Consider the following 24,499-nt stretch of genomic DNA (forward strand, 5'->3'; position numbering starts at 1 on the left):
GGGGTCGGTTTCAGACCCGGTAGCCGTACAGCGAACCGTCGCCGCCGCGCGAGTTGTCCAGCGAGCTGGCTGCGATCTCGCCGCGGAAAGCGCCGCGGGCACCATCGGTGAACGTGTCGAACTTGCCAGCCTTGGCGCCGTCGGTGAACGTGTCGAACTTGCCAGCCTTGGCGCCATCGGTGAACGTGTCGAACTTGCCAGCCTTGGCGCCATCGGTGAACGTATCAAACTTGCCGGTGCGCAACGCGTCGGCGTACACGTCGAACTTGCCGACCTTGCTGTTGGCGGGCGCTGCCAGTGCCGCGGCCGACGAGGCCACCATCAGCACGGCGAGAACGCCGCCAAGGATGCGTTTGGCATTCATTTGGGACTCCTTCAACTGATTGTGTCGTTCTTGCTTTTAATTTGCTGTACTAGCTGCCCCGGCAAATCTATGTTGCGCTGCAGGCACGGACTGAAGATTAGTGGCTTGGCGGGCAAGGAGAAATACCACTGCGACGAATGGTGCGTTGCGAGTCGTGAAACGCTGGAAAGTCGGACGAACGGCGCGGATTGGCCGCCCAATGGCGTGACGGGAGGGCTTGCGAGGGGGCGCGGCGGGTGGCCGAAGCGATGCCTGATGGCCCGCCAGCCCAGGCCTCAGGCCGGTCTGCGGGCGAACAGCTTGCTGGCGGGCTAGCGTTTTGCGGGATGGGCGGCGCCGATGCGCGCGCGCCAGGGCGCCACGACCGGCGCCCGGAATCAGCCTTGAATCGGCCTGAAAGTACCCAAAAAGTGCCGGATAAGTTTTTGACCAGGCCTTATACGGTGTACTGGCCGTTGGCCTCAGGCTGGAAAGACAGCTCCACCACGGTGACGCTTTGCTCACGTCCGTCCGGCAGGCGGTAGCTCACGGTCTGCCCGGCGCGCGCGCCCAGCAGCACACGGCCGATCGGCGACAGTACCGACAGGCGGCCTTCATCGAAATCGGCGGTGTCCGGGTAGACCAGCGTCCAGCGGCGCGGTGTGGCCTCGCCCTCCAGCGCGCACAGCAGGCTGGAGTTCATGGTGACCACATCCTTGGGAATCGCCTCGGCCGGCACGATGGCCGCGCGCTCGAGGATGCTGTCGAGCATTTCAGCCAGCGGCGCGGCGCCGGCGCGGCCCGCGATGCGCTCCAGACGGGTCACGTCGAGCTCGGTCAGGTAAAGGGTCGGTTGTTGTTTGGACGATGCCGTCATGATGAATCCTCGCTAAGTGGCGATGCGGCGACCCGGAACAGGCTGGAGCGATCCGTCGGGGATCGGCTCCTGGCGTTGCCAGGTCATGAAACAAGGTGGGCCGTTACCGGCGGTCAGTACCGGCGGGAAAACCGCGAACAGGGAGTGACTCGGCCCGGTTCAGCGTCTGCCTGCGTTGGGGGGAACGTCAGGCTGGGAACCGGGCAGGATCAAGCGGTGCGCTGATCCGGCGGCAGGCAATCGCCTGTTTGGCTTGTGCGCGCGGCGCCTGGACTGCGCGCACGGTCGCGCCAGCCTGCCCGACAGGGGCAAGCTCGACAGCAATCGGCGACAGGCAGCAAGGCGTCATTGGGTGCGGCAGCAATTGGAATGGAAAATCCGGAAAGCGCGCCATGCGGCGAAACTGACGAGAGCAATGGCTCACTCAAAGGCTTCGTCGCGGGCTCGGCCCGCCGCTTTTTCACCAGCTTGGTGCGCGGCAGGTAAAGGGATCGTAGCATAGCCGGCACCTTTCAGGCACCGGGGCGCAACCCTTACGCGTGGCGCTCCGGATGCGGATGGCACTCGCAGGCGGCGCCGGCGGCAGCTTGCTGCAGGTTCTGCAGGATGCCGCATTCGCTGACCGGATGGGGCTGGTCGCAAGTATGGCGAAGTGCCCGCAACTGCCCTTCCAGCGCCTCCAGCGCCACGCGCTGGGCGTGGATCTGCTCGATCTGGCGATCCAGCAGGCTGTTGATATCGTCGCAGGCCAGGGCCGGATCGCGCTCGAAGTCGCGCAGCCTGCGCACATCGGACAGGCTCATGCCGAGGGAGCGGCAGTGCCGCACGAAGTTCAGCTGCAGCAAATGGCCGTCGCCGTAGCGGCGATAGCCGTTGTCCTCGCGCTGGGGCGCGTCGAGCAGGCCTTCGCGCTCGTAATAGCGGATGGTCTCCACGTCGCAACTGCTGTGCTTTGCAAGCTCACCGATACGCATGCCGACTCCAGGTCACTCCCGACCGCAACAAATACCCTGTAGTAATTACGGGGTTACCCAGCAGTGTAGACCATCGCGGCAAGCCTTGCCAGCTTCGCGCTCAGCCAGGCGCCGGGCCCCGCGCCTGATCGCGCAGCGTAAGCGTGCGCGGCACGAAGGCCGCGCGCACCACCTCCACCGCCAGCTCTGGCCGGGCGGCGCCGCACATGAACACATCCACGGCGGCAAAGCCGTACTCGGGCCAGGTATGGATGCTGATGTGCGACTCCTTGAGCAGCAGCACCCCGGTCACGCCCAGCCCCGGCCCGAAGTGCCGGAAGCGCGCATCCACCACGGTGGCGCCGGCGGCCTGCGCCGCCTGGTAAAGCACGCGCTCGACCAGTGCGGCATCGGCCAGCAGATCGCTCGCCACGCCTTGCATGTCGGCAAGCAGGTGGTGGCCGAGCACGGCCGGGCAAGGCAGGGCTGGCGCGTTCATGGCCGCGGGCTCATTTGTGGCCGCCGCCGGAGGACCAGCCGCTGGAGCCGGAGGAACCGCCGCTCCAGCCACGCGAGCTCGCGTATCCGGACGAGCCGGAACCGGTGGATTCGCCGATGTTGAAGAAGGTCGTGCCGAACAGCACGATGATGCCGTAGACAAGATAAAGCAGGCGCACGCTGACTCAATCCTTTCCGGCCCAGCGCTGGACCAGCCAGATCGGCACCCAAAGCAGCAGGAAACCGATGACGATAGTGAACCAGCCCCGATCGGTGACGAGCGCCACCGGGACATTGAGGATGGCGAGGAGGATGGCGTAGACCTTGGCGCTCTTGCGGCAAAAGGCGAGGTCGGCGCTATTGCCCGCAGCCGATGCGCGCGCTGCCTGCGGCGCGCGGGCGGCCTCGGCCAGCCCCGGGCTGGACTTGAACCACTGCGCCAGCTGCGCGCGCGCCACGGTGGTGGACAAAGTCCAGACGATCTCCGTGCCGGAGGTCTCGCGCGTGAGCCGGCGCGCCGGCTTGCCGAATTCGGTCAGGCGCGTGGTGTCGCCCACCTTGACGCGCCAGTTGAAGGTGCCGGCTGCGTACAGCACCTCGCTCTCGTAGTCGTAGCCCTGCTGGAACGTCTGGCCCTGGTAGCTTGCGGCCGTGCCGGAGACCATGCGCGGCCAGGTATCCAGTACCTCGACCCGGTCCCAGCCGCTGTCCTGCTCCACCAGCCACATCAGGCCACGCTGCTCGTTGAACAGCAGATACTCGACCCAGGTGGAGGCTTCTTCCTCGTCGTTGTCGGTGCACTGCATCAGGCCCAGCACCGTGTACGGCTTGCCGTCGATGTTGCCGATGTCGCCCGGCGCCAGGCTGGTCTTGAGCGCGTCGAGCTCACGCTGCTTTTCCAGCACGAGCGCCGTGGAGGTGGAGCAGTCGATTTCGCTGTGGCAGCTCGGGCAGACCACGAAGCTGGCCACACCCGCGCGGTAGGCGATCGGGCCGCCGCAGCCCGGGCAGGCCAGCGGCACGGCCTTGCCGCGGTAGCGGTCGGCGGTGCCGGCGATCTGGTCGGCTTCGCGCAGCAGCTGGCATTTGAGCTGGTCGAGCGTGACCGCCTGGCCGGTATAGATGGCGGGCGGATCGCCATCGGCGTAGTCGAGCGTGAGGAAACGGCCTTCGTCGCGGAAGTCCGCAACCTGCGCGGTCCAGCCGGCGCCTACCGCGAACGGCAGCTCCCCCTGCCCACCGGTGCAGCGCGCGCTGCGCACGTCGCTGGCCAGGTAGCGATGCTTGTCGAAGTACAGGGGCGTGCCGGGCGTGAGCTGGTCATAGCGCGGCAGCGCCACGCCGTTGAGCTGGGCGGCGGATTGCTCGGCCGTGACGCGCCGCGTCAGCATGTACTGGCCGGAGGCATCCGCCAGCCAGCCGTCGCTGCCGTCGTCGAACAGCAGGTACCACTCGTTCCACAGGCCGGAGTCGTAGCGCAGCTGGATGCGGCCGACCAGGGTGAAGCCCTGCCCGTCCCACTGGCCCGAGGTGTGGATCTGCAGCGGCGTGTAGTCCTCCAGCACGGTGGACATCTTGCCGATGTCCTTGACCGTGTCGGCGTCCTTGAGCAGCGTGCTGTGGCAAAACTCGCACACCACCATCACCGCGGCAGACGAGCGGAAGGCCGCCGGCGCGCCGCAGCTTGGGCAGTTGATTTCTTGCATGCTTAAGGGATAAGGGCGCGCTCAGCCGATCAGTTTCTTGAGGATCTCGGCCTTGGCGGTGTCGAACTCCGCCTGGGAGATCAGGCTCTTGTCGAGCAGGTCCTTGAGCTTTTGCAGGCGTGCGGCGGGATCGTCGGCAGGTGCGGCCACTGCGGCCGGCGCCGCTGCCGCAGCGGGTGCGGCAGGCTGGACGCCGGCGGCGGCGCCAAGCCCGCCCGCCATCGCCTGGCCCATCACCGCGCCGGCCGCCAGGCTGGCGCCAAGGCCGGCCACGCCGCCCTCGTTCTGCGCGGCCAGCGGGATCGAGGTGGCGACCTGGTACTGCGTGAACTTCGCCATATCGCCCATCATGCCCATGGAGATACGGGTGTCAATGGCCTTTTGCAGTTCTTCCGGCAGCGACACATTGGTCACCGCGAAGTTATCCAGCGCCACGCCATAGCGCTCGAACTCCGGCGCCAGCTTGTCGCGGATGGTCTGCGACATCAGCGCCTGGTTGGCGGCCATGTCCAGGAAGGGCACCGAGGCGCTGCCCAGCGTGGCGGTCATGGTGGCGATCAGCAGGTTGCGCAGTTGCTCTTCCACCTCGTCGCGGGTGTACTCGGCGCGCGTGCCGCTGATCTCGGTATAGAACCTGGCGGCGTCGGCCACCTTGTACGAGTACAGGCCGAAGGCGCGCAGCCGCACCATGCCGAAATCGGCGTCGCGGATGGTAATCGGCTGGGCGGTGCCCCACTTGCGGCCGATCTGCAGGCGCGTGCTGAAGAAGTACACATCCGACTTGAAGGGCGACTCGAACAGCTTGTCCCAGTTCTTCAGGTAGGTCAGCACCGGCAGCGTTTGCGTGGTGAGCTTGTGCATGCCGGGCCCGAACACGTCGGCGATCTTGCCTTCGTTGACGAACACCGCCATCTGCGACTCGCGCACGGTCAGGCTGCCACCGTACTGGATTTCCATATCCTCCATCGGATAGCGCCAGGCCAGTACGCCGTCCGTGTCCTCCGTCCACTGGAGGATGTCGATAAACTGCTTCTTGATGAACGATCCGATGCTCATGGCAATCCCCAGGTTCTCAGCGTTGTTCCAGCATGTTCAGGAAGTCAGGACAGGCAGGCGGCATTGATCAAGCCGACCGTCACTGAAATAGCGCCCATCAGGCCGCCCATGCCGATATTGTTCGATTCGATCGCTGCATCCATGTCGGGCAGCGCGCGCGCCAGGCCCGCGTAGGCCAGCGCCTGTACCAGCATCGCCCCCACCGACCACACCAGGAACATCAGGAAGGTGTCGTTGTGCTGGATGCTGGACGACAGCGTAAAGCAAAAACCGATCATCGCCCCCGACAGCGAAAGCGCCGCCGCGAGGTTGCCCTGGCGGATCAGCGCGAACTCGCGAAACGGCGTGATCCTGGTGTAGACTCCGACGAACACCGCCAGCAGGGCAAGGCCGGCCAGCAGGTGCAGCACATAGGCGTAGATGGCTTGCATCTTGATTGTTCTCCGGCTGGTTCTACGACGGTGTTCCGGGCTGCCGCAACAGTAAGCGAGCCGTGAATCGTGAAGCCATATTGGCGATATCAGCATTGTTGGCAGCTAGCGCCCAAGTATATCCGTTGTCCATTTCGGTTCATCACAACTTTTTGCAGTTTGCCAGGCGTGCGCGCATCGCGCGGCGGCTCGCCTGAGCGTCACGCCTGCCTCTCCCGGCTTCCTTCCCGGCTTCCTCTCCGACCCCCGATTCCCTAGCCCCGATGCGCGACCGTACCCTTGTTCTTTCGGTGTTGATCGTGGCGTCCTGCGGGCTCGGCTACGAGCTGATCGCCGGCGCCCTGTCCAGCTACCTGCTGGGCGACTCCATCCTCCAGTTCTCCTCCATCATCGGCTGCTACCTGTTCGCCATGGGCGTGGGCTCCTGGCTGTCGCGCTATGTGAAGGACGAAGACGTGCTGGCGCGCTTCATCGATATCGAGATCCTGATCGGCCTGCTCGGCGGCATCTCCGCGGCGCTCCTGTTCGTGGTGTTTGCCTGGCTGTCCGCGCCCTTTCGCACCGCGCTCTACGCCATGGTGTTCGTGCTCGGCGTGCTGGTGGGCATGGAGATCCCGCTGGTCATGCGGGTGCTCAACACGCGCCGCACCGCCTTTGGCGAGCTGGTCAGCCGCGTGCTGACGTTCGACTACCTTGGCGCGCTGGCTGTCTCGCTGGTGTTCCCGCTGGTGCTGGCGCCGCGCCTGGGGCTGTCGCGCACCGGCTTTTTGTTCGGCATGCTCAATGCGGGCGTGGCGCTTGTCACCATCCATATCTTCCGCGACGAGCTCAAGCCGGTAATGTCGCGCATGCTGCGCGCCTCGCTGGTGCTGGTGCTGCTGGCGGGTGGCTTTCTGGCCTCGGGGCGGCTGACCCACTGGGCTGAGCGCGGCATGTTCGGCGACGAGATCATCCATAGCGAAAGCACGCCGTACCAGCGCCTGGTGATCACGCGCTGGAAGGACGACATGCGCCTCTATATCAACGGCAACCTGCAGTTCTCCTCGCGCGACGAGCACCGCTACCACGAGGCGCTGGTGCATCCCATGCTGCAGGCGCTGCCGTGGGCGCGCCGCGTGCTGGTGATCGGCGGCGGCGACGGGCTGGCCGTGCGCGAGATCCTCAAGCACAAGAACATCGAGCACGTGACGCTGGTCGACCTCGACCCCGCCATGACCACGCTGTTCTCGCGCAGCGAGCCGCTGGTGGCGCTGAACCAGGGCTCGCTCAAGGACGCGCGCGTGCAGGTGGTCAACGCGGATGCCGCGCAATGGATGGAGCAGCACAACGAGATGTTCGACGCCATCATCGTCGACCTGCCCGACCCGTCCAACTTCGGCCTGGGCAAGCTGTACTCGGTGCCGATGTACAAGCTGATGTCGCACCACCTCGCGCAGAAGGGCTATGCGGTGGTGCAGTCCACCTCGCCGTACTTTGCGCCGCGCTCGTTCTGGGATATCGACGCCACGCTGCGCGAGGCGGGCCTGCATACCTGGCCCTACCACGCCTATGTGCCGTCATTCGGCGAGTGGGGCTTCATCGTTGCGGGCAAGCGCGGCGACTACACGCCGCCCACACGCTACACCGTGCCGCTCAAATTCCTCGACGCCGACAGCACTGCGCTGATGTTCCGCTTCCCCGCCGACATGGCGCCGCGCGAGGCGCGTGCCAACCGGCTCAACGAGCAGTCGCTGGTGCATGACTTTGAGCAGGACTGGCGCAATGTCATTCGCTGATCTGCATCCCCCGCAATCGGAGCTGGCATGGACCGCCGCCACTTCCTGATCGCCGGCGCTGGCGCGAGCGGCCTGGGCTTGCTATCCGGCTGCGATCGCCTGGGCGACGATGCCAGCCGCTTCCTGGCCGGCGTCGGCCTGCGCGAGCCCGTGCCCGTGGTGCTGCGCCCCGGCATGGCCGAGGGCCACGCGCTGCGCGATGCCGCCAGCTGGCCGTCGACCGTTTCCGCGCAGGATGAGATCGTGACCGACGTTGCCATTCTCGGCGGTGGCGTGGCCGGGCTCAGCGCCGCGTGGCAGCTGGCGCGCGGCGGCCTGAAGGATTTCCTGCTGGTGGATGGCCCGGAGTTCGGCGGCAACGCGGCAGCCGGGAGTTTCGGCGGCGACCTGGCCTTCCCGCGCGGCGCGCACTATCTGCCGCTGCCCTCGCCCGAATCCACGCACATCCGCGAGATGCTGGCCGACACCGGCGTAATCCAGCGCGACCCGTTCGCCGCGCGGCCCGAGTTCGACGAGCGTGCGCTGGTGCATGCGCCGGACGAGCGCCTGTTCTTCGATGGCAAGTGGCACGACGGCCTGCTGCCTGGCGACGCTGCGCCGGACGAGGAAGCGGCGCAGCACGCGCGCTTTCTCGCGCGCGTCGAGCAGCTCAAGAGCGCGCGCGGCAGCGACGGCCGCAAGGCCTTTGCCATCCCGCTGGCGCTGGCCTCGCAAGACCCGGCCTGGACCCGGCTTGACCAGCAAAGCATGCGGCAGTGGATGCTGGCCGAAGGCTTTACCGCGCCCACCCTGCATACCTATGTGGACTACTGCTGCCGCGACGACTACGGCGCGGGGCACGAGCTGATCTCGGCCTGGGCCGGCCTGTACTACTTCGCCAGCCGCGCGGGCCATGCAAGCGATGCGGCCGACGGCGCCGTGCTGACCTGGCCGGATGGATTGCACGCGCTGGTGACGCGGCTCTCGGCGCGCATCGATGCGCACCGCGGCGTCAAACCTGGCGACCAGCCCTGGCGCCGTCCCGGCATGGCGCTGCAAGTGCAGGAGCAGGGCCGTGGGGTGTCGGTGCTGTGCGCCTGGTGGCCGGATGGCGTTGGCGCCCGGCCACCGCGCCTCTACCGCATCCGCGCGCGCCGTGTGATCTGCGCCATGCCCCTGCATGTGGCCGCCCGCGTGGCGCCGCTGCGCGAATTCGGCTTCGACCCGGCGCGCCACCTGCCGCCCACCGCGTCCTGGATGGTGTCCAGCTTCCGCCTGCAGGGCTTCCCGCCGGAAGCGCCGGGCGTGCCGCTGGCGTGGGACAACGTGGTGCATGGCGGACGCGGGCTGGGCTATGTGGTGAGTACCCATCAACTGATCCGGCAGGCAAAGCCGGCAGCCACGGTCTTTACCGCGTACTGTCCGCTGGACTTTGCGGCCAGCCCCGGCGCGGCGCCGCGCTCGCTCGCCGACACCCGCCGCTGGCTGGCCGAGGCCAGCGCCGCCGAGCTGATGGACTATGCCACCAGCGATCTGCGCACGGTCTACGGGCGCGCCTTCTGGCGCCACGCGGATGCGGTGGAAATCACGGTGCGCGGGCACGCCATGGCCTCGCCGCGCACGGGCTTTCTGGGCAATGCCGGTGCCGCGGCCCTGCGCGCGGCCGATGGCCGCATCCTGTTTGCCCATGCGGACCTGTCCGGCGTGTCTGTGTTCGAGGAGGCGGCTTGGTGGGGTACGCGCGCCGCACGGAATATCCTGGGCTGAGCGCCGCTCTAAGTGATGCTTTCGCCATAACATGCCGCGGCGCCGCATCCTGTAGAATTCTTTGCTCGATTTCGTGTCGAACCCCCTGACACGTGATCCCAACCCCAATTTTTGTGCGCGCAATCCGCTTCCTGCTGCTGCTCCTGATGCTTGCCGTCATGCCCTTCCAAAGCTGGGCAGGCGCGCGCACGTGCGCAGTGGGCAACACGGTGCAGGCGGATTCGTGCAGCACCTTGGCACAAGACGCCGCTGTCGCCACGGCAGACGATGCGGCCCATGCTGCCGCCATCGATGCCAGCGGAGCCCCGGGCCCCGCTGACGTTGACGTTGGCAGTGCCGGCGACGCCAAGGATCCGTCGCAGCCCGGCGCCGACCTCGCCGAATCCCTGTTGCCGGCCTCGCCCCCGCGCTTTACCGCAGGGCTTGCCCGCAGCGCAGCGCCCGTGCACCGCGCGGGCGTCATGCCCGACCCCGACCTCCCCCTTCAGCAGCGCCCTCCCAGCGCCTGAGTCTCCCCCGCGCGTGCGCTGGCCTTGCTTGCGTTCGTAGTCAGGTTCCCGGTTTTCCTGTCGTTAGTCTCCTGCACGCGGCGCGCCTGGCCTTGGCGCTGCGCGTGCTTGCGATGCGCGCCCCTGTTTTCACCATGGCATTGATCACTTCCTCACACAAAAAATGAAACGCGTCCTGCTCTTCCTGGCGACCAACCTCGCCGTCATGCTTGTCCTCAGTTTCACCGCCAGCTTGCTGGGCGTGAACCGCTTCCTCACCGGCAACGGCCTCAACCTCGGCATGCTGCTGGCATTCGCCGCGCTGATGGGCTTCGGTGGTTCCTTCATCTCGCTGCTGATGTCCAAGACCATCGCCAAGTGGTCGACCGGCGCGCAAGTCATCACCCAGCCCAGCAACGGCACCGAAGTCTGGCTGGTGCAGACCGTGCAGAAGCTGGCCGAGCGCGCCGGCCTGCCGATGCCTGAAGTCGCCATCTATGAAGGCGAAGCCAATGCGTTTGCCACCGGCGCCACCAAGAAAAGCTCGCTGGTGGCCGTTTCCACCGGCTTGCTGCAAACCATGTCGCACGACGAAGTGGAGGCCGTGCTCGCGCACGAAGTCGCCCACATCGCCAATGGCGACATGGTCACGCTCACGCTGATCCAGGGGGTGGTCAACACCTTCGTGATCTTCCTGGCGCGCGTGGTGGGCTACTTCGTGGATTCGATGCTGCGCAAGAACGATGAGGAATCGAGCGGCCCCGGCATCGGCTACATGATCACGGTAGTGGTTTGCGAGATCGTGTTCGGCATCCTGGCCAGCATCATCGTGGCCACCTTCTCGCGCCATCGCGAATACCGTGCCGATGCCGGCGCGGCCAAGCTCATGGGCAGCCCCACGCCGATGGTGGCGGCGCTGCGCCGGCTGGGCGGCCTGGACTCCGAAGGCCTGCCGCAGAACATGCAGGCGATGGGCATTGCCGGTGGCAAGTCGTGGCTGTCGCTGTTCTCCAGCCACCCTCCGATCGAGCAGCGCATTGCCGCGTTGCAAGCTAAGGCCTGAGGCCCTTGCCGGGCTCCTCTGGCCTCGCCCGGAACGCTGCCCGATAGCGTTCCGGCGTGGTCTGCACATGCCGCTGGAACGCCTGCCGCATCACGTCGGCGTTGGCAAATCCAGTCGCACGGGCGATGCCATCGAGGCGTCGCCCATCTTCCTCCAGCATCCTGCGCACCGCTTCCACACGTAGCCGTTCCACGTAGCGCGCCGGCGTCTCGCCGACCTGCCGCGCGAACACGCGCGCGAAGTTGCGCGGGCTCATCGCCACGCGCTCGGCCAGCACCTGCACCGACAGGTCGCGCGCCAGGTGCTCCGCCATCCAGGCCTGCAATTCACGCAACTCCGGGCTTTGCGCGCTCTGCGCCTGCAGCAGCGTGGAGAACTGTGCCTGGCTGCCGGGACGGCGCAGGAACAGCACCAGTTCGCGCGCCACGGCCAGCGAGGCGGCATGGCCGAGATCGTCCTCCACCAAGGCCAGCGCCAGGTCCATGCCAGCGGTCACGCCGGCCGAGGTGTACAGATCGCCCGCGCGGATCCAGATCGGGTCCGGGTCCACCTGTACCAGCGGATGGCGCTGCGCCAGCCGCGCGGCGTGGCGCCAGTGCGTGGTGGCGCGATGGCGGTCCAGCAGCCCGGTGCGCGCCAGCACGAACGCGCCGGTGCAGACCGCGCCGAGGCGGCGCACGCGCGGTGCCTGCGCGCGGATCCAGTCAATCAGGCGCGCGTCGTTGGCTGCCGCGGCGTGGCCTGAGCCGCCGGCGATCAGCAAGGTGTCGATCGGCCCGGGCAGCATGTCGCCGATGCGATGATACGGCGCGTCGGCCAGCAGCCGGATCCCGCTTTCGGTGCACACCAGGCCGTCGTCGCGCACGCTGGCAATGCGGATGTCGTAGGCCGGCGAGGCCCGGCCGGGGAGCCGGTTGGCATGGCCGAAGACCGCGCTGGGCCCGGTCACGTCGAGTTCCTGCGCCGGGTCCGGCGCGACGAGCACGACGATGCGCGGCGGATCATTCGGCAAGGGATGGCTGGCAGGCATGGACGGTGACCCAGGGCGAGAGTGTGCGTGCGCGAGTGCGCTAGTGCGCTAGTGCGGTTGCGGCCGATCATACCGGCGCCGGCGCTTATCCGGCCAGCACCGCCGCGCGCGGCGTGCCGCGCCGCCAGCCTAGCGTGACCAGCAGCGCCACCGCCAGCGCCGGCAGCACGGCGAGGTTGACGGCCTGCCAGCCATAGCGGTACAGCACCTGCCCGGCCGCGAGCGTGGCCAGCGCGGTCAGCGCGGCGGCGGAGAATTCGGCCAGCGCCTGGGTCCGCGCGCGCTCGGCGGGCCGGTAGCTTTCCGCCAGCAGCGTGGTGCCGCCGACAAACATGAAGTTCCAGCCAATGCCAAGGCACAACAAGGCGACATAAAAGGCTGGCAACGCCGTCGAGGCCAGGGCCACGAGCGAACCCATTGCAGCGAGCGCGATGCCGCACATCAACATCGGCCCGCGCCCAAAACGCTGCAGCAGCCAGCCGGAGAAGAAGGACGGCGCGTACATGCCCACCAGGTGCCACTCGATGATCTGCGCGCCCTGCGTGATGGTATGGCTGCACGCCACCGCGGCAATCGGCGTGGCAGTCATCACGAACATCATCACGGCGTTGCCGATGCCGTTGTTGGCAAACGCCGCCAGGAACACCGGCTGGCGCGCGATCTCGGCGAGCGGGCGCGCGGGCAATGCCGCGGCGCCATGATCGGCCGCCGCCGCGCCTGCGTGCGCCTTTGGCTCGCGGTAGCCAAGGGCCAGCAGCAGGACCGTGGCCATGCCGAACACCGCGACCACCGCATACGATCCGGCAAAGGGCTGCGCCACCATCAGGTCGCTGCTCCACGCAGCGATGGCGGGCCCGCACACGGCGGCCACCACGCCGCCGGTGAGCACGGTGGAAATGGCGCGCGGCTTATCCACAGGCGCGGCAGCGTCCGCCGCGGCCAGCCGGTAGAAGCGCGCGAACGCCTGGAACACGCCGACCAGCGCCGTGCCCACGCAGAACGCCACGAAGTCATGGTGCGAGATGGCCCACACCGACACCAGCCCGCCTGCGCAGCACGCGAGCCCGCCGAGCGAAAAAGCGATGCGGCGCCCCAGCCGCTCGATCAGGAAAGCGGCCGCGATGGCGGTGAGCGCCGACGCCACCGTGATCAGCGCGAACGGCAGCGTGGCCAGCGCCTTGTCGGGCGCGAGCGTGTAGCCGACCAGCCCGGTCAGGGTCAGGTCGACCGACAGCGCCGAAGTGAACAAGGCCTGGCAGATTGCCAGGACCCGGGCTTGGGACATCGCGGGACGTGCCATCGGGCGCTCCGGTGAGGAAGAGACGGGGATGGCACCGAGCGTACGAAAAGCGCGAGCGTGGCGGCTGACAATGATCCGCAGAATCCTGCCAACTGGCTCCTGGCTGGGCTAGTTGAACACGTCCTGGCGGTAACGTCCCTGCGCCACCATGCCTGCCAGCCAGTCGGAGGCCGCGGCCTCGTTCATGCCGCCCTGCTGCGCCGCGATCTCGATCAGCGTGCGCCGAACCGCCGGCGCCATCTGCCGGCCATCGCCGCACACATAGATCGTGGCGCCGTCCTGCAGCATTGCCCAAATGGCCTGGCGATCGCGCCATAGCAGATGCTGCACATAGCGCTGGTCCGCAGCGGCGGTAGTGGAGTAAGCCGCATGCGCCTGCACCACGCCCTCGGCCTGCCAGCGTGCGACGTCATCGCGGTACAGCCAGTCGTGCCCGGGATGGCGGCAGCCGTAATAAAACTGGCTGGCGGCTACCGCCTGTCCGGCGGCCTTCTGCGCCGCGCGCTCTTCCAGGAAGCCGCGGAACGGCGCGATGCCCGTGCCTGGCCCGACCAGGATCATCGGCCGCGCCGGGTCGGGATCTGGCGCGAAGGCCGGGTTGGGCGTGCGGATCGCGGCCGCCACCACCGCGCCAGGCGCGAGTCCTTGCAGCCAGGTGGATGCCACGCCACGGAACATGCCGCGCCCCGAAAGTGCGGGCGACCACACGGTGCCGACCGTGATCGTCGCCACGTCCGGTGCGACCAGGGGCGACGACGCGATGGAATAGAAGCGCGGCCGCATCGGCACCGTGCAAGCCAGCAGGCCCGGCAGCGTGAGCGCGATGGCGGGGTGGCTGACCAGCACATCCACCAGCCCCAGCCGCTGCGACGCCACGCGCGCCGCGTAGCCCTCTTGCGCGTGGTCCGAGCCGAGCCGCTCCAGCGCCGCACGCGTGAACGGGCAACGTGTGTATTGCAGCAGCGTGCGCAGCGTCTGGCGCGACACCACGTCTTGCAGCTCGATGAAATGCGTCAGCAGTTCGCGCAAGGGCAATGCCTCGTCCAGTGGCAGCCCGCGCGCGGCGCAGCCAGGCGCGGCGGACAGCGTCACCATGGCGTCGGGATCGAGATCGAGCCGCTCGCACAGGTCCCGCACGGTGGCGGGATGGTTCTGTGGATACACCGCAAGATGATCGCCGCTCGCGTAGCTTGCGCCTTCCGGCAGGCGCAGCTGGATGTCGCGCGTGGCGGTGCGCGGCGCTTCCAGCGCGAAGTCCCACAGCCCCGCCGGATCGTTCACCAGCTCCGTGTTGGCCAGCACCGTGAAGGCCTGCGTCGACGGCGGCAGCGTGCTGGCACGGATGGTGGCGATATCGCGCAGCCGCACCGCGATCTGGCTGGCGCCCGCCGCATCGGGTGCCGCGCCCTGCTCCACGCGCAGCGCCTGCAGCGATTGCCACAACGCGGCGAGCCACGACTCCGCAGCCTGGTCGAAGTCGCCATTGCCATCCGCCTCGCCCCGCGCGAGCAAAGGCGCCGCGCCGGCCGCGCTGAAGAAGTCGTGCAGCCGCTTGGGGAATGCCTGGTACGTGGCCCATTGCGAATTGCCGCAGCCTAGCAACGCAAAGCGCAGGCCTTCTGCGCGGTAGCCGCCGGCATCGCCGCTATCGAGCATCGCTTCGAAGCGTCGCGCTGAATCGGGTGCGCGCCCGTTGTAGGTCGCCGCCACGATCACGGCAAGCCCATCGGTGGGCAAGGCGCCTACGGCTTCGTCCAGGTCGCGCAGCGTGGCGGCAAAGCCGGCCGCCAGCGCGCCGGCGTGGATCTGCTCGGCCAGCTCGCGCGCGGTGCCCAGGCTGGAGCCGCACAGCACAGCAAGGGGCTGGCCGTTGCCGCGCACCGCCGGGGCTTGCGACTGCGCGCTGGCAGCGCCGGGCGCAGCCGCGGCAGCAATGCGCTCATGCGCCCGGCGCCGCCGTGCACGCAGCGTGAACGCATCCGGCTTCAGGGTCAGCGTTTCCTTGATGCGGAACTGGTAATCGTGCGGATCGCTGAACTGGAAATTGCGCAACATCAGGGCCAGCGCGAGCTTGGCTTCGGTCAGCGCGAACTGGCGGCCGATGCAGGCGCGCTCGCCATTGCCGAACGGCTTGTAGGCGTGGGGATGGATCCTGGCCTCGTTCTCGGGCAGGAAGCGGTCGATGTCGAAGGTCTCCGGATCGGCCCACACTTTCGGGTCGCGGTGCAGCGCGGTGAGCACCACCGAGACGCGCCGATCCTTGCGGATCAGGTAGCGCCCGCCGATCACCGTGTCCTCGAATGGCGCCACCGCAAAGGCGGGCGCCGTGGGCCACAGGCGCAGCGTTTCCTTGAGCACGCGGTCAATCACCTGCAGCTTCGCCAGGTCGGCATAGACCGGCGGCGCGTCGCCCGGCAGCACCGCGTCCACCTCGGCATAGGCTTGCGCCAGCACGCCGGGATGGCGCAGCAGCTCATACAGCGCGAACGTGAGCAGGCCGCTGGTGGTCTCGTGCCCCGCGATCAGGAAGGTGATGACCTGGTTGCGGATGTTCACGTCGTCCAGGCGCTGGTCGGTATCGGGGTCGCGCGCCTCCAGCATCAGGTTGAGCAGGTCGTGCGCGGGCGGCTGTCCGGCGTTCTTGCCGGCCGCGGCGCGGCGCTGCCGCACCACGTCATCCACCAGCTCTCGCATGTACTGGATATCGTCGGCGAACTTGCGGTGCGCCTTGTGCATGAACTTGTCCTGCAGCGCAAAGCGCGTGAGCTTGCCCATGGCCTCCTCGAGCGCGCCGACCATGGCGTCGATAAAGGGATGGAGCTGCTCGCGCGAGAACGAATCGAAGTCATAGCCGAAGCCTGACAGCGCAATGGTGTCCAGCGTGAGCCGGGTCATGTCGTCGGCGATCGGGATGTCGGTGTCGGCGCCCTGGCGGTCCCACTTGTCGACCAGCCGGTTGGCCACGCGCAGCATCACTTCGAAGTAGCCCTTCATCGCGCGCTGGCTGAAGGCGGGCATCAGGATGCGGTGAGCACGGCCCCAGTTCTCTTCCTCGGCATGCGCGGTGAACAGGCCGTCGCCAGCCAGGTCGCGCAGGTACGACAGCGGCGGCCCGACGATCTTGCGAAAGTGCTGCCCATCCGACAGCTCGCCCACCAGCGCGGCGTCGCTCACGAACGCCACGCGGCGCCCGGCGAAATCCAGTTCGAAAATGCCATCGAAGGCGCGGCTGCGCGCCAGCAGGTGCTGCCCGACCTTGCCCGGCGTGACCTGCAACAGGTTGCCAACCAGCGGCCAGCCCGGGTCGCGCGGGATAGGTTCGAGCGAGCGTGCGGGCTGCGCCGCCGGAATGGTTGCTGCGGTTGCCGAGGTTGCGGCCGGAGCGGCGGAGGCAGGAGTGGAGGCGCGCTGCATGTTCAGGTCACCAGATGGTAGTCGGCGGGCGAAACGCCGGGGTTGGGCCAAGGGGCTCAGGCGCCGCCTTGTGTCTCTTGTTCGTTTTTCTGTTTTCTGCCGGGTGCATGGCGGACATGACGTACATGACGTACATGACGTACATGACGTACATGACGTACATGACGTACAAGGCTATCCCTGCAAGTCGACGTAGACAACCGTCTACTTTTGCAGCAAAGTAGACGAATGTAGACCGAGTGTCAATTCCAAACCGGATTCGCTGTAGCCGGCGTATTCAAGCCGGTGTATCCCGGCCTTAACTTTTTTGCCTCACACCATGGAAGACGTTGCCGGCGGCAAACGCAAACTGATCGACGCGGCGCTGCGCCTGGCGGCAGCCAGGCGCAGCTTCGCAGGCCTCGGCCTGCGCGAGCTCGCGCGCGAAGCGGGGCTGAACCCCAATACCTTCTATCGCCACTTCCGCGACATGGAAGACCTGGCGCTGAGCGCCGTGGCCGAGGTCGGCAACGAACTGCGGCCCATGCTGCGCGCGGTGCGCTGGGCGGTGGCGCAGGACAACCCGGGCGAGGTCGCCACCCGCGCCTGCGACGCCTTCTTCGCCTACGCCGATGCCCACCCCGACGCCTTCTTTGTCGGCGTGTGCGGCAGCACCGGCCCGCAGCCGGCGCTGCGCGAAGCGGTGCGCCAGGTGCTGGCGGATATCGCCGGCGAGATGGCGGAAGACATCGAGAGGCTGGCGCTCTGCCCGGGCCTGTCGCGCCCCATCGTCGACGACCTCTGCGGCTACGTGGTGTCCTACCTGTTCCACCTGTCGACGGACTATCTCGAAGATAACGCCAAGGGACGCCGCCTGCGCATCCAGCAATCCAAGCAGTTGATCAGCTGGCTGCTGCGCGGCGCAGCCGAACAGCAGCGGGCGCAGGATCAGCCGGCGCCCGTACCCGCACCTGCGCGCAAGCGCAAGCCAACGGAACGCCGGCCGCACTGAGCGCGCCGGCCGCTGCGGCTGCGTTTGCAATGCGGGCGGCAAGCGCCTGAACAAGCGGCTGAACGCCAGCCCTGCCGGGTCTCCTCGGTATTTTCCCTGAGCCAGCCGCGCAACGGCGGGAAAGCTGGATGAAGGCTTGCCATGCCTACGATGCAGGGGCTTCTCTCATGGCCGGGACACGCGTCCCGCCCCCGAGCAGCCGGATTCATCGACAAGACTAGCGAGCCCCGAGGAGATCAACTTGAAAGCCCAAACCAAAACCACAGCCCTCGCGCTGGCAATCGGCGCGGCCTTTGCCGGCCACGCCAACGCGCAATCGAACGTGACGCTGTATGGCCTCATCGACACCACCATCAGCACCATCAGCAACGCCGACGCCAAGGGTGACCGCCTCACCGGCTACCACCAGCCGGCGTGGTTCAGCGGCAACCGCTGGGGCCTGACTGGAGCGGAAGACATCGGCTTCGGCACCAAGGTGATCTTCAAGCTGGAGAGCGAATTCCAGAGCTACAACGGCGCGATGGACACCCCCGGCGTGCTGTTCAACCGCGACGCCTGGGTCGGCATCAACAGCGATGTCTTCGGCAAGCTGACCTTTGGCCGCCAGAATGCACTCGGGCGCGACCCGATGGCTTCGGGCCTCTATGGAGACCCCTACGGCCCGGCCGCGATCACGACCGAGGAAGGCGGCTACACCAACAACAACAACTTCAAGCAGCTGGTGTTCTACGCGGGCAGCGCCACCGGCACGCGCATGGACAACGGCGTGGTGTGGAAGAAGCTGTTCGACAACGGCCTGACCGCCGGCGCGGGTTACCAGTTCGGCGAAGTGCCGGGCGCGCCGTCGCGCAACACCACGGAGACGGTCACCCTGGGCTACAACGGCGGGAACTTCCACGTCTCGAGCTTCTTCACGCAGGCCAACGTGAATGGCCAGCGCAACCGAACCTATTCGGCTGGCGGCAACTATGTGTGGGGCATCGTGCGCGCCAGCGCGGGCTATTTCCACTACACCGCGGAGCAGGGCGCGCTGGGCCAGCGCAAGGACGACGCCTACACTGTGTCGCTCAAGATCGACCCGGCAGGCGCCTTCGACTATGAGATCGGCTACCAGATGATGAAGGCCGGCCACGCCGCCCTGAATGCCGACGGCTTCACCATCAATGCTTATGGCAACACCGCTGGCTCCACCGCGACCGACAGCGGCCGCAAGAACACGGTGTACGGCTCGATCTTCTACCACTTCTCGAAGCGCACCGAGGTCTACCTCGCGGCCGACTACATGTTCCTGCAGCACGGCTATCACGCCGCGCAATCGAACGGCTTCGCGCACCAGAGCGAATTCGCGGTGGGCATGCGCACGCGCTTCTGACCCCCGTTGCATCGGCCTGCGCCTGGCGGCGCGGGCCTGGCTCCGAACTTTCCTTGTCCCGGCCACAAGCCGGGTTTTTTTCGCCTGGCGGCATCGTTCCGTGCTTCTTCCGTGCTTCAAGTGTGCCGCCATCTCCCACTTGTGAGAGATGGGCTGGGGTGAGAGGAAGAGACTGCCGTCGTGATGGCGTGCGGTGTTGGCCCTTCCGTCGGCTTCGTTCAATGCCACTGGTCTGCTCCCCTCTCCCACTTGTGGGAGGGGCCGGGGGAGAGGGCGGGCGCTCGCAGGAAGTCCGGCGAACCAAGTAAAAAGGCCCACCCCGACGGGGAGTCGGCGTGGGCAAGGGAGATGGCGTCCCGGCGCGTGCGTAGCGCTATTGCGCTGTGCCGCCGCGACGTAAGGTCAGGCCAGGTTGCCCGGCTTCCATTTCAGCAGGCGGTTTTCCAGCGTGGTCAGCAAGAAATCCGCGGCAAGCGCCACCACCGCCAGCACGATCATGGCGGCGAACACGCCGCTGGCATTGAAGGCGCCCTGCGCCGTGGCGATCAGCAGGCCGATGCCCTGCTTGGAACCCAGGAACTCGCCCACCACGGCGCCGACCAGCGCGAAGCCGAAGCTGACGTGCAGGCTGGCCAGGATCCAGCTCAACGCCGACGGCACCACCACGGCGAAGGTCAGCTGCCGTTTGGACGCGCCGAGGATCTGCGCATTGGCGATCAGGTAGCGGTCGGCTTCGCGCACGCCCTGGAAGGCATTGCCGAACACCACGAAGAACACCATCACCACCGCCAGTGCCACCTTGGAGGCCATGCCCAGGCCCAGCGCGATCACGAAGATCGAGCCCAGCACCACGCGTGGAATGGAGTTGGCAATCTGGATGTAGATGCTGAACACATCGGCCAGCAGCTTGTTGCGCCCGAGCACGATGCCGCAGATCACGCCGGCGACCGAGCCGATGAGGAAGCCCAGCCCGGTCTCTTCCAGCGTGACCGCCACCTGCTCCAGCAGCGGGCCCTGCGAGGTGCCGTTGACGAACCAGTCATAGATCTGCTCCGCAATCAGCGAGGGCATGGAGAAGAAGAACGGGTCGATCCAGTGCAGCCGCCCCGCCAGCTCCCAACCGCCCAGCGCCACCACCAGCAAGGCAATGCGCAGGGTGATGATCAGTTGGCGGCGCCGGCGCATGGCTAGCCTGGCTTCCCGTTCAAAGACGTCGAGTTCGTCGGCAAGGGCCGTGTTTGCTTCCATATTCATTGGTATTGGCATTGGCGTTGGCTACGGTTGGCGGCGCGGCATCAGTCGATGTGGACTTCTTCGCGCAGATCGGCCCAGATCTCGCGCGACAGTTCGACAAAGTGCTTTTCATAGCGGATCTCCGAAGTCACGCGCGGGCGTGGCAGGTCGATCTCATAGACACGCTTGAGGGTGGCCGGACGCGCGCTCAGCACGAAGACCCTGTCGGCCATGGCGATGGCTTCTTCCAGGTCGTGCGTGACGAACACCACCGAGCCGGCGTTCTGCGACCAGAGCTGCAGCAGCTCGTCCTGCATCAGCGTGCGGGTCTGCATGTCCAGCGCGCTGAATGGCTCGTCCATCAGCAGGATCTGCGGGTTGTTGATGAAGGTCTGCGCCAGCGCCACGCGCTTGCGCATGCCGCCCGACAACTGATGCGGGTAGTGGTTGCTGAACTTGGCCAGGCCGACCTTGCGCACCCATTCCTCGGCCAGGCCATAGGCCTGGTCGCGGCCGGCGCCGCGGAACAGCGGCCCGGCCGCCACGTTGTGCAGCACCGAGCGCCACGGGAAGACCGCATCGGCCTGGAACACGAAGCCGATGCGCGGATCGATGCCGGTCACGCGTTTGCCCATCAGGCGCACCTCGCCGGTGCTCGGCTTGAGCAAGCCGGTGATCAGGCTCAGTGTGGTCGATTTGCCGCATCCCGTCGGCCCGACAATGGCGACGAACTCGCCCTTGCCCACACACATGGAGAAGTCGCGCAACGCCACGGTGGCAGTGCCATCGGGTGCGATGAAGCGGCAGGAGACGCGCTCGAATTCGATGGCCGGCGCATCTTGCGGCATGGTATTGGTCATGAGGTTTCCTTGCAGTGCGCGCGCGCCGGCGGCGCGAACCGGTTGTTCGCCTGGCGCCTCACTTGGCGGCGCGGTCGACGAACTCGTTGGTAAAGGTGCGGCCCAGTTCGATGTGCTTGCCCTTGACCGTCGGATCGAACGAGGCGAGCACCTTGAGCACCGTTTCGGGGCCGCCGGCGGGCATTCTGCCGTCGTCGGTGAACATGGGCAGCGAGGCGCCCAGGGCCTTGACGTAGAGCTCGCGGTTATTGCCGTAGTAGTCCTTGGGCATCTTCTGCGCGATCTCCTCAGCGCTGTGGGTCTTGATAAAGCGCATGGTCTTGACGAAGGCGCGCGCCAGCTTCTGCACCTGCTCCTTGTGTCCTTCCACCCAGGTGCGCTGCATATAAAGGCTGGAGGCTGGATAGAGCCCGCCCAGCGCCTGGGTGGTACCCTCGGCCGTGCGCATGTCGACCAGCACCTGCGCCTCACCGGTCTTGAGCAATTGCGAGATGGTGGGCTCGGTGGTCATGCCGGCATCGATGCGGCTCTGGCGGATCGCGGCCATGAAACTGTTATCGGCGCCGACCGGCAGCACCGTGTACTGGCTGGGCGCCACACCCGCCTTGAAGGCCAGGTACTGCGTCAGGAAGTTGGTCGACGAGCCCAGGCCCGTCACACCGAGCGTCTTGCCTTTCACATCGGCCATGCTCTTGATCTGGCCGGCCGCACGCGTGGCCACCATCTCCACCTCGCCCGGCACCTTGCCGAACACCACCACGGCCTCCACTTCCTTGCCCTTGCTCTGCAGATCGATGGTGTGATCGTAGAAGCCCACCACGCCCTGCACCGCGCCGGCCAGCAGTTCGTTTTCGGCGTCGACCCCGGCCGGCTGCGAGAGGATCTCGACATCGAGCCCCTCCTCCTTGAAGTAGCCCAGCTGCTCGGTCAGCCTGGCCGGCAGGTAGATGATCTTGGTCGCGCCGCCCACCATGATCGACAGCTTTCCATCGGCCGCCTGCGCCGTGTGCGCAGCTGCAAGTGCCGCAAGTGCTGCGGAGGCCACGGCAAGCGCGCCCTTTCTGTATGCATTCATCTTTGTCTCCCTTGTTTTGCTGGCGCCAGGTCTTGGTGGCCGGGGCATGATTGGGCTCTGGTTACGGCGTGCCTCCGCGCTCGCCGGGGCCATAGCGCGGGGTTCGAAGCATTCTAGGCAGCGCAAACCTTCACGCAGCTTTCGCCGCATCTCAGGGAATATCCCGATGCGGTGCTGTGTCTGCGGCGTGGCGGGCAGTGGTAAAAGGAGACCCCGGCAACAGTAGGTCCTCACCAGAGCGGTTCATGAAGGTATTGCTGATCGAAGACAACGCTTCGCTCATCCACTGGCTCGCGAGGCTGCTGAAGGAAGAGCGCTTCATGGTCGATACCGCGCTGGACGGCGAGTACGCCGATCAGTTGCTGCAGACGCAGAGCTACGACGTGGTGCTGCTAGACCTGCAGATCCCGCGCCTGGCCGGCAAGAGCGTATTGCGCCGGCTGCGCGCGCGCCGCAACAACGTGCCGGTATTGGTGGTGACGGCAAGCGCGTCGATCGACGAAAAAGTGGAGTGCCTGGGCCTGGGCGCCGACGACTACCTCGTCAAGCCTTTCGAAGTGCGGGAACTGGTCGCGCGCATCAAAGCCCTGGCGCGGCGGCAGACCGGGGAGAAGCAAGCCGAACTGGCTTGCGGCGACCTCACCTACAACACCGACACGCGGCAGTTCTATGTCGCGGGCGAGCTGCTTTCGCTGCGCCTGAAAGAGCACACCGCACTGGAAATCCTGATGATGCGGCTCGGCAAGACCGTGTCCAAGGCGAGCCTCATGTCGGGCGTGTATTCGCTCGACGAGGAGGCTAGCGAGGACGCCATCGAGATTTATATCCATCGCATCCGCAAGAAGCTCGAGGGCTGCCAGGCCACCATCATGACGCTGCGCGGCCTGGGCTACCTGCTGCAGCAAAAGCAATGATCCACAGCCTGCGCGTACGGTTGCTGCTATGGCTGCTGGTGCCGCTGGCGGGCTTTGTGGGCATCAGCAGCTATGCCGCCTACCTGAGTGCGGCCGATACCGCAAACCGCGTGCAAGACCGCGCGCTGCAAGCTTCGGCCGACGTCATCGCGGGCCACATCGCGTGGGCGGACGGACGCATCACGGTGCAGGTGCCACCGTCGGCGCTGTCCCTGTTCGACTCGCCCTATGGCGACCACGTTTTCTACAACGTGGTCGACGATCGCGGCCGGATCCTGGCCGGCAATCCGCGCTTTGAGCAGCCACCGATGGCGGGTGCCGCCAGCCCGGTGTTCTACTCTTCCCGTTTCCAGTCGCAGCCAGTGCGGGTAGTGCAAGCCACCCGCACGATGTTCGACTCCGGCGAGGCCCGCAAGGTCACCGTCACCGTGGGGCAGACACTGATCGGCAACCACGAGCTGGTTCGCAGCCTGCGCATGCCGGCGCTGCTGCGCGAAGTGGTGATGCTGGTGCTGGCCGTGGGGCTGGTGATGATCGGGCTCACGGTGGAGCTGAGCCCGCTGCTGCGCGTGAAAGACGAAGTGGCGGGACGCGACCCGATGGATCTGGTACCGGTGAGCGCAATCGACCTGCCGCAGGAGTTGCGGCCCATTGTCGAGGCGATCAACCAATGCATCCAGCGCCTGAACGAATATGTGCGCCAGCAAAAGCGCTTTATTGCCGATGCCGCGCACCAGATCCGCACGCCGCTCGCGGTGCTGGGAGCGCAGCTGGAGTTTGCCGCGCGGGTGGACGATGAAGCCAGGCTGCGCGAGATCCTCGGCTCGATGGAGACCAGCACACAGGCCATGACCAACCTGGCCAACAAGCTGCTGTTGCTGTCGCAGGCCGAAGCCGCGCGCAGTGCCGGTGCCGCGCAACAAGGCGCGGACCTGGTGCCGCTGGTAACCGCCGTGCTGGAAGACATGGTGGTGCTGGCGCAGCGCAAGGGCATAGACCTGGGCGCCGAGCTGGCGGTCGACAGTGCACGGGTGAGCGTCAACGAGTGGATGATGGCGGCCGTGGTATCGAACCTGGTCGACAACGCGATCCGCTACACGCCGGCGCAAGGCCAGGTCACCGTGGCCCTGACCCTCGAGGCGAACAGTGCCGTCCTCGCGGTGAGCGACAACGGTCCTGGCATTCCCGCGGAAGCGCGGCCCAAGATATTCGATCGTTTCTACCGCAACGCGCTGCCGAACCAGGAAGGCAGTGGCCTGGGGCTTGCCATCGTCAAGGAGATCGTGCTGACGGCGCAAGGCCAGGTAAGCCTGAGCCCGGGCATCGGCGGGCGCGGCGTCACGCTGACGGTGCGCCTGCCTCTGGCAGCCTGAG

The 24,499-nt window shown here is 66.9% G+C and carries 22 protein-coding genes; 8 read left to right on the forward strand and 14 right to left on the reverse strand.

From position 1 onward, the window contains the following. Window positions 1–10: 10 nt before the first annotated feature. From AC1RQC_RS25445 to AC1RQC_RS25480, 8 genes are all read right to left on the reverse strand, one after another. Window positions 11–364, reverse strand: coding sequence for a hypothetical protein (locus tag AC1RQC_RS25445; protein ID WP_492811461.1), 354 nt, complete (start codon window positions 362–364; stop codon window positions 11–13). A gap of 436 nt (window positions 365–800) precedes the next feature. Further along, window positions 801–1,220 carry a nucleoside diphosphate kinase regulator gene (gene rnk, locus AC1RQC_RS25450; protein ID WP_492373495.1) on the reverse strand — a complete coding sequence of 140 codons (420 nt, stop codon included), beginning with the start codon at window positions 1,218–1,220 and terminating at the stop codon, window positions 801–803. A gap of 533 nt (window positions 1,221–1,753) precedes the next feature. Next, window positions 1,754–2,194 carry a Cd(II)/Pb(II)-responsive transcriptional regulator gene (locus AC1RQC_RS25455; protein ID WP_492373496.1) on the reverse strand — a complete coding sequence of 147 codons (441 nt, stop codon included), beginning with the start codon at window positions 2,192–2,194 and terminating at the stop codon, window positions 1,754–1,756. A 100-nt stretch (window positions 2,195–2,294) separates the two neighbouring features. Then, window positions 2,295–2,672, reverse strand: coding sequence for an adenosylmethionine decarboxylase (speD, locus tag AC1RQC_RS25460; protein WP_492373497.1), 378 nt, complete (start codon window positions 2,670–2,672; stop codon window positions 2,295–2,297). Between the two features lie 10 nt (window positions 2,673–2,682). Continuing rightward, window positions 2,683–2,850 (reverse strand): hypothetical protein, encoded by a 168-nt coding sequence (locus AC1RQC_RS25465; protein ID WP_158001334.1) that lies wholly within the window; start codon window positions 2,848–2,850, stop codon window positions 2,683–2,685. Between the two features lie 6 nt (window positions 2,851–2,856). After that, window positions 2,857–4,377 (reverse strand): DUF4178 domain-containing protein, encoded by a 1,521-nt coding sequence (locus AC1RQC_RS25470; protein WP_492885021.1) that lies wholly within the window; start codon window positions 4,375–4,377, stop codon window positions 2,857–2,859. 21 nt (window positions 4,378–4,398) lie between these two features. Next, complete coding sequence (locus tag AC1RQC_RS25475; RefSeq protein WP_492373499.1) at window positions 4,399–5,433, reverse strand: SPFH domain-containing protein; 1,035 nt, start codon at window positions 5,431–5,433, stop codon at window positions 4,399–4,401. Between the two features lie 44 nt (window positions 5,434–5,477). Then, the gene (locus AC1RQC_RS25480) at window positions 5,478–5,864 is read right to left on the reverse strand and encodes a DUF350 domain-containing protein (protein WP_043350632.1); all 387 of its coding nucleotides are present in this window, start codon (window positions 5,862–5,864) and stop codon (window positions 5,478–5,480) included. 206 nt (window positions 5,865–6,070) lie between these two features. On the opposite strand from AC1RQC_RS25480, the gene AC1RQC_RS25485 reads away from it, so the two are divergent. From AC1RQC_RS25485 to htpX, 4 genes are all read left to right on the forward strand, one after another. Further along, the gene (locus AC1RQC_RS25485) at window positions 6,071–7,639 is read left to right on the forward strand and encodes a polyamine aminopropyltransferase (RefSeq protein WP_492885049.1); all 1,569 of its coding nucleotides are present in this window, start codon (window positions 6,071–6,073) and stop codon (window positions 7,637–7,639) included. Window positions 7,640–7,666: 27 nt separating this feature from the next. Next, complete coding sequence (locus AC1RQC_RS25490) at window positions 7,667–9,385, forward strand: FAD-dependent oxidoreductase (RefSeq protein WP_492885023.1); 1,719 nt, start codon at window positions 7,667–7,669, stop codon at window positions 9,383–9,385. A 92-nt stretch (window positions 9,386–9,477) separates the two neighbouring features. Then, entirely contained in the window at window positions 9,478–9,894 is a 417-nt protein-coding gene (locus tag AC1RQC_RS25495) for a hypothetical protein (protein WP_492828674.1), read from the forward strand. 163 nt (window positions 9,895–10,057) lie between these two features. Beyond that, window positions 10,058–10,936, forward strand: a complete 879-nt coding sequence (gene htpX, locus AC1RQC_RS25500; RefSeq protein ID WP_492828672.1) for a protease HtpX — start codon at window positions 10,058–10,060, stop codon at window positions 10,934–10,936. Here htpX and AC1RQC_RS25505 read toward each other — a convergent pair. From AC1RQC_RS25505 to AC1RQC_RS25515, 3 genes are all read right to left on the reverse strand, one after another. Beyond that, entirely contained in the window at window positions 10,926–11,966 is a 1,041-nt protein-coding gene (locus AC1RQC_RS25505) for a GlxA family transcriptional regulator (protein WP_492885025.1), read from the reverse strand. The two genes, htpX and AC1RQC_RS25505, sit on opposite strands and share 11 nt — an antisense overlap. A gap of 85 nt (window positions 11,967–12,051) precedes the next feature. Next, complete coding sequence (locus AC1RQC_RS25510) at window positions 12,052–13,266, reverse strand: MFS transporter (protein ID WP_492373505.1); 1,215 nt, start codon at window positions 13,264–13,266, stop codon at window positions 12,052–12,054. Between the two features lie 108 nt (window positions 13,267–13,374). Beyond that, window positions 13,375–16,680 (reverse strand): bifunctional cytochrome P450/NADPH--P450 reductase, encoded by a 3,306-nt coding sequence (locus tag AC1RQC_RS25515; RefSeq protein WP_492885026.1) that lies wholly within the window; start codon window positions 16,678–16,680, stop codon window positions 13,375–13,377. Window positions 16,681–16,999: 319 nt separating this feature from the next. Between AC1RQC_RS25515 and AC1RQC_RS25520 the strand changes: the two genes are divergently transcribed. Both AC1RQC_RS25520 and AC1RQC_RS25525 read left to right on the forward strand, forming a co-directional pair. Next, entirely contained in the window at window positions 17,000–17,671 is a 672-nt protein-coding gene (locus AC1RQC_RS25520; RefSeq protein ID WP_492811450.1) for a TetR family transcriptional regulator, read from the forward strand. Window positions 17,672–17,912: 241 nt separating this feature from the next. Next, window positions 17,913–19,043 (forward strand): porin, encoded by a 1,131-nt coding sequence (locus AC1RQC_RS25525; RefSeq protein ID WP_492373508.1) that lies wholly within the window; start codon window positions 17,913–17,915, stop codon window positions 19,041–19,043. Window positions 19,044–19,445: 402 nt separating this feature from the next. Here AC1RQC_RS25525 and AC1RQC_RS25530 read toward each other — a convergent pair whose 3' ends face one another. Genes AC1RQC_RS25530 through AC1RQC_RS25540 form a run of 3 tightly spaced genes read right to left on the reverse strand, consistent with a single transcriptional unit; the run spans window position 19,446 to window position 22,211 of the window. Then, entirely contained in the window at window positions 19,446–20,309 is an 864-nt protein-coding gene (locus AC1RQC_RS25530; RefSeq protein WP_174425798.1) for an ABC transporter permease, read from the reverse strand. A gap of 29 nt (window positions 20,310–20,338) precedes the next feature. Next, the gene (locus AC1RQC_RS25535; RefSeq protein WP_492811447.1) at window positions 20,339–21,136 is read right to left on the reverse strand and encodes an ABC transporter ATP-binding protein; all 798 of its coding nucleotides are present in this window, start codon (window positions 21,134–21,136) and stop codon (window positions 20,339–20,341) included. Between the two features lie 58 nt (window positions 21,137–21,194). Beyond that, window positions 21,195–22,211 carry an ABC transporter substrate-binding protein gene (locus AC1RQC_RS25540; protein ID WP_492885028.1) on the reverse strand — a complete coding sequence of 339 codons (1,017 nt, stop codon included), beginning with the start codon at window positions 22,209–22,211 and terminating at the stop codon, window positions 21,195–21,197. 245 nt (window positions 22,212–22,456) lie between these two features. Between AC1RQC_RS25540 and AC1RQC_RS25545 the strand changes: the two genes are divergently transcribed. Beyond that, window positions 22,457–23,125 (forward strand): response regulator, encoded by a 669-nt coding sequence (locus AC1RQC_RS25545; protein WP_441635701.1) that lies wholly within the window; start codon window positions 22,457–22,459, stop codon window positions 23,123–23,125. After that, on the forward strand, window positions 23,122–24,498 hold the full coding sequence (locus tag AC1RQC_RS25550) for a sensor histidine kinase N-terminal domain-containing protein (protein ID WP_492885030.1): 1,377 nt from the start codon (window positions 23,122–23,124) through the stop codon (window positions 24,496–24,498). Before AC1RQC_RS25545 ends, AC1RQC_RS25550 begins: the two co-directional genes overlap by 4 nt. The last annotated feature ends 1 nt before the right edge of the window (window position 24,499 follow it).

The organism is Cupriavidus sp. GW822-FHT03E04 (assembly GCF_058801495.1).

Coding starts and splice junctions, on each gene's coding strand:
- AC1RQC_RS25445 (WP_492811461.1), bottom strand. CDS start 364: ATGAATGCCAAACGCATCCTTGGCGGCGTTCTCGCCGTGCTGATGGTG.
- rnk (WP_492373495.1), bottom strand. CDS start 1,220: ATGACGGCATCGTCCAAACAACAACCGACCCTTTACCTGACCGAGCTC.
- AC1RQC_RS25455 (WP_492373496.1), bottom strand. CDS start 2,194: ATGCGTATCGGTGAGCTTGCAAAGCACAGCAGTTGCGACGTGGAGACC.
- speD (WP_492373497.1), bottom strand. CDS start 2,672: ATGAACGCGCCAGCCCTGCCTTGCCCGGCCGTGCTCGGCCACCACCTG.
- AC1RQC_RS25470 (WP_492885021.1), bottom strand. CDS start 4,377: ATGCAAGAAATCAACTGCCCAAGCTGCGGCGCGCCGGCGGCCTTCCGC.
- AC1RQC_RS25475 (WP_492373499.1), bottom strand. CDS start 5,433: ATGAGCATCGGATCGTTCATCAAGAAGCAGTTTATCGACATCCTCCAG.
- AC1RQC_RS25480 (WP_043350632.1), bottom strand. CDS start 5,864: ATGCAAGCCATCTACGCCTATGTGCTGCACCTGCTGGCCGGCCTTGCC.
- AC1RQC_RS25490 (WP_492885023.1), top strand. CDS start 7,667: ATGGACCGCCGCCACTTCCTGATCGCCGGCGCTGGCGCGAGCGGCCTG.
- htpX (WP_492828672.1), top strand. CDS start 10,058: ATGAAACGCGTCCTGCTCTTCCTGGCGACCAACCTCGCCGTCATGCTT.
- AC1RQC_RS25505 (WP_492885025.1), bottom strand. CDS start 11,966: ATGCCTGCCAGCCATCCCTTGCCGAATGATCCGCCGCGCATCGTCGTG.
- AC1RQC_RS25510 (WP_492373505.1), bottom strand. CDS start 13,266: ATGGCACGTCCCGCGATGTCCCAAGCCCGGGTCCTGGCAATCTGCCAG.
- AC1RQC_RS25515 (WP_492885026.1), bottom strand. CDS start 16,680: ATGCAGCGCGCCTCCACTCCTGCCTCCGCCGCTCCGGCCGCAACCTCG.
- AC1RQC_RS25520 (WP_492811450.1), top strand. CDS start 17,000: ATGGAAGACGTTGCCGGCGGCAAACGCAAACTGATCGACGCGGCGCTG.
- AC1RQC_RS25530 (WP_174425798.1), bottom strand. CDS start 20,309: ATGCCAATACCAATGAATATGGAAGCAAACACGGCCCTTGCCGACGAA.
- AC1RQC_RS25535 (WP_492811447.1), bottom strand. CDS start 21,136: ATGACCAATACCATGCCGCAAGATGCGCCGGCCATCGAATTCGAGCGC.
- AC1RQC_RS25540 (WP_492885028.1), bottom strand. CDS start 22,211: ATGAATGCATACAGAAAGGGCGCGCTTGCCGTGGCCTCCGCAGCACTT.
- AC1RQC_RS25545 (WP_441635701.1), top strand. CDS start 22,457: ATGAAGGTATTGCTGATCGAAGACAACGCTTCGCTCATCCACTGGCTC.
- AC1RQC_RS25550 (WP_492885030.1), top strand. CDS start 23,122: ATGATCCACAGCCTGCGCGTACGGTTGCTGCTATGGCTGCTGGTGCCG.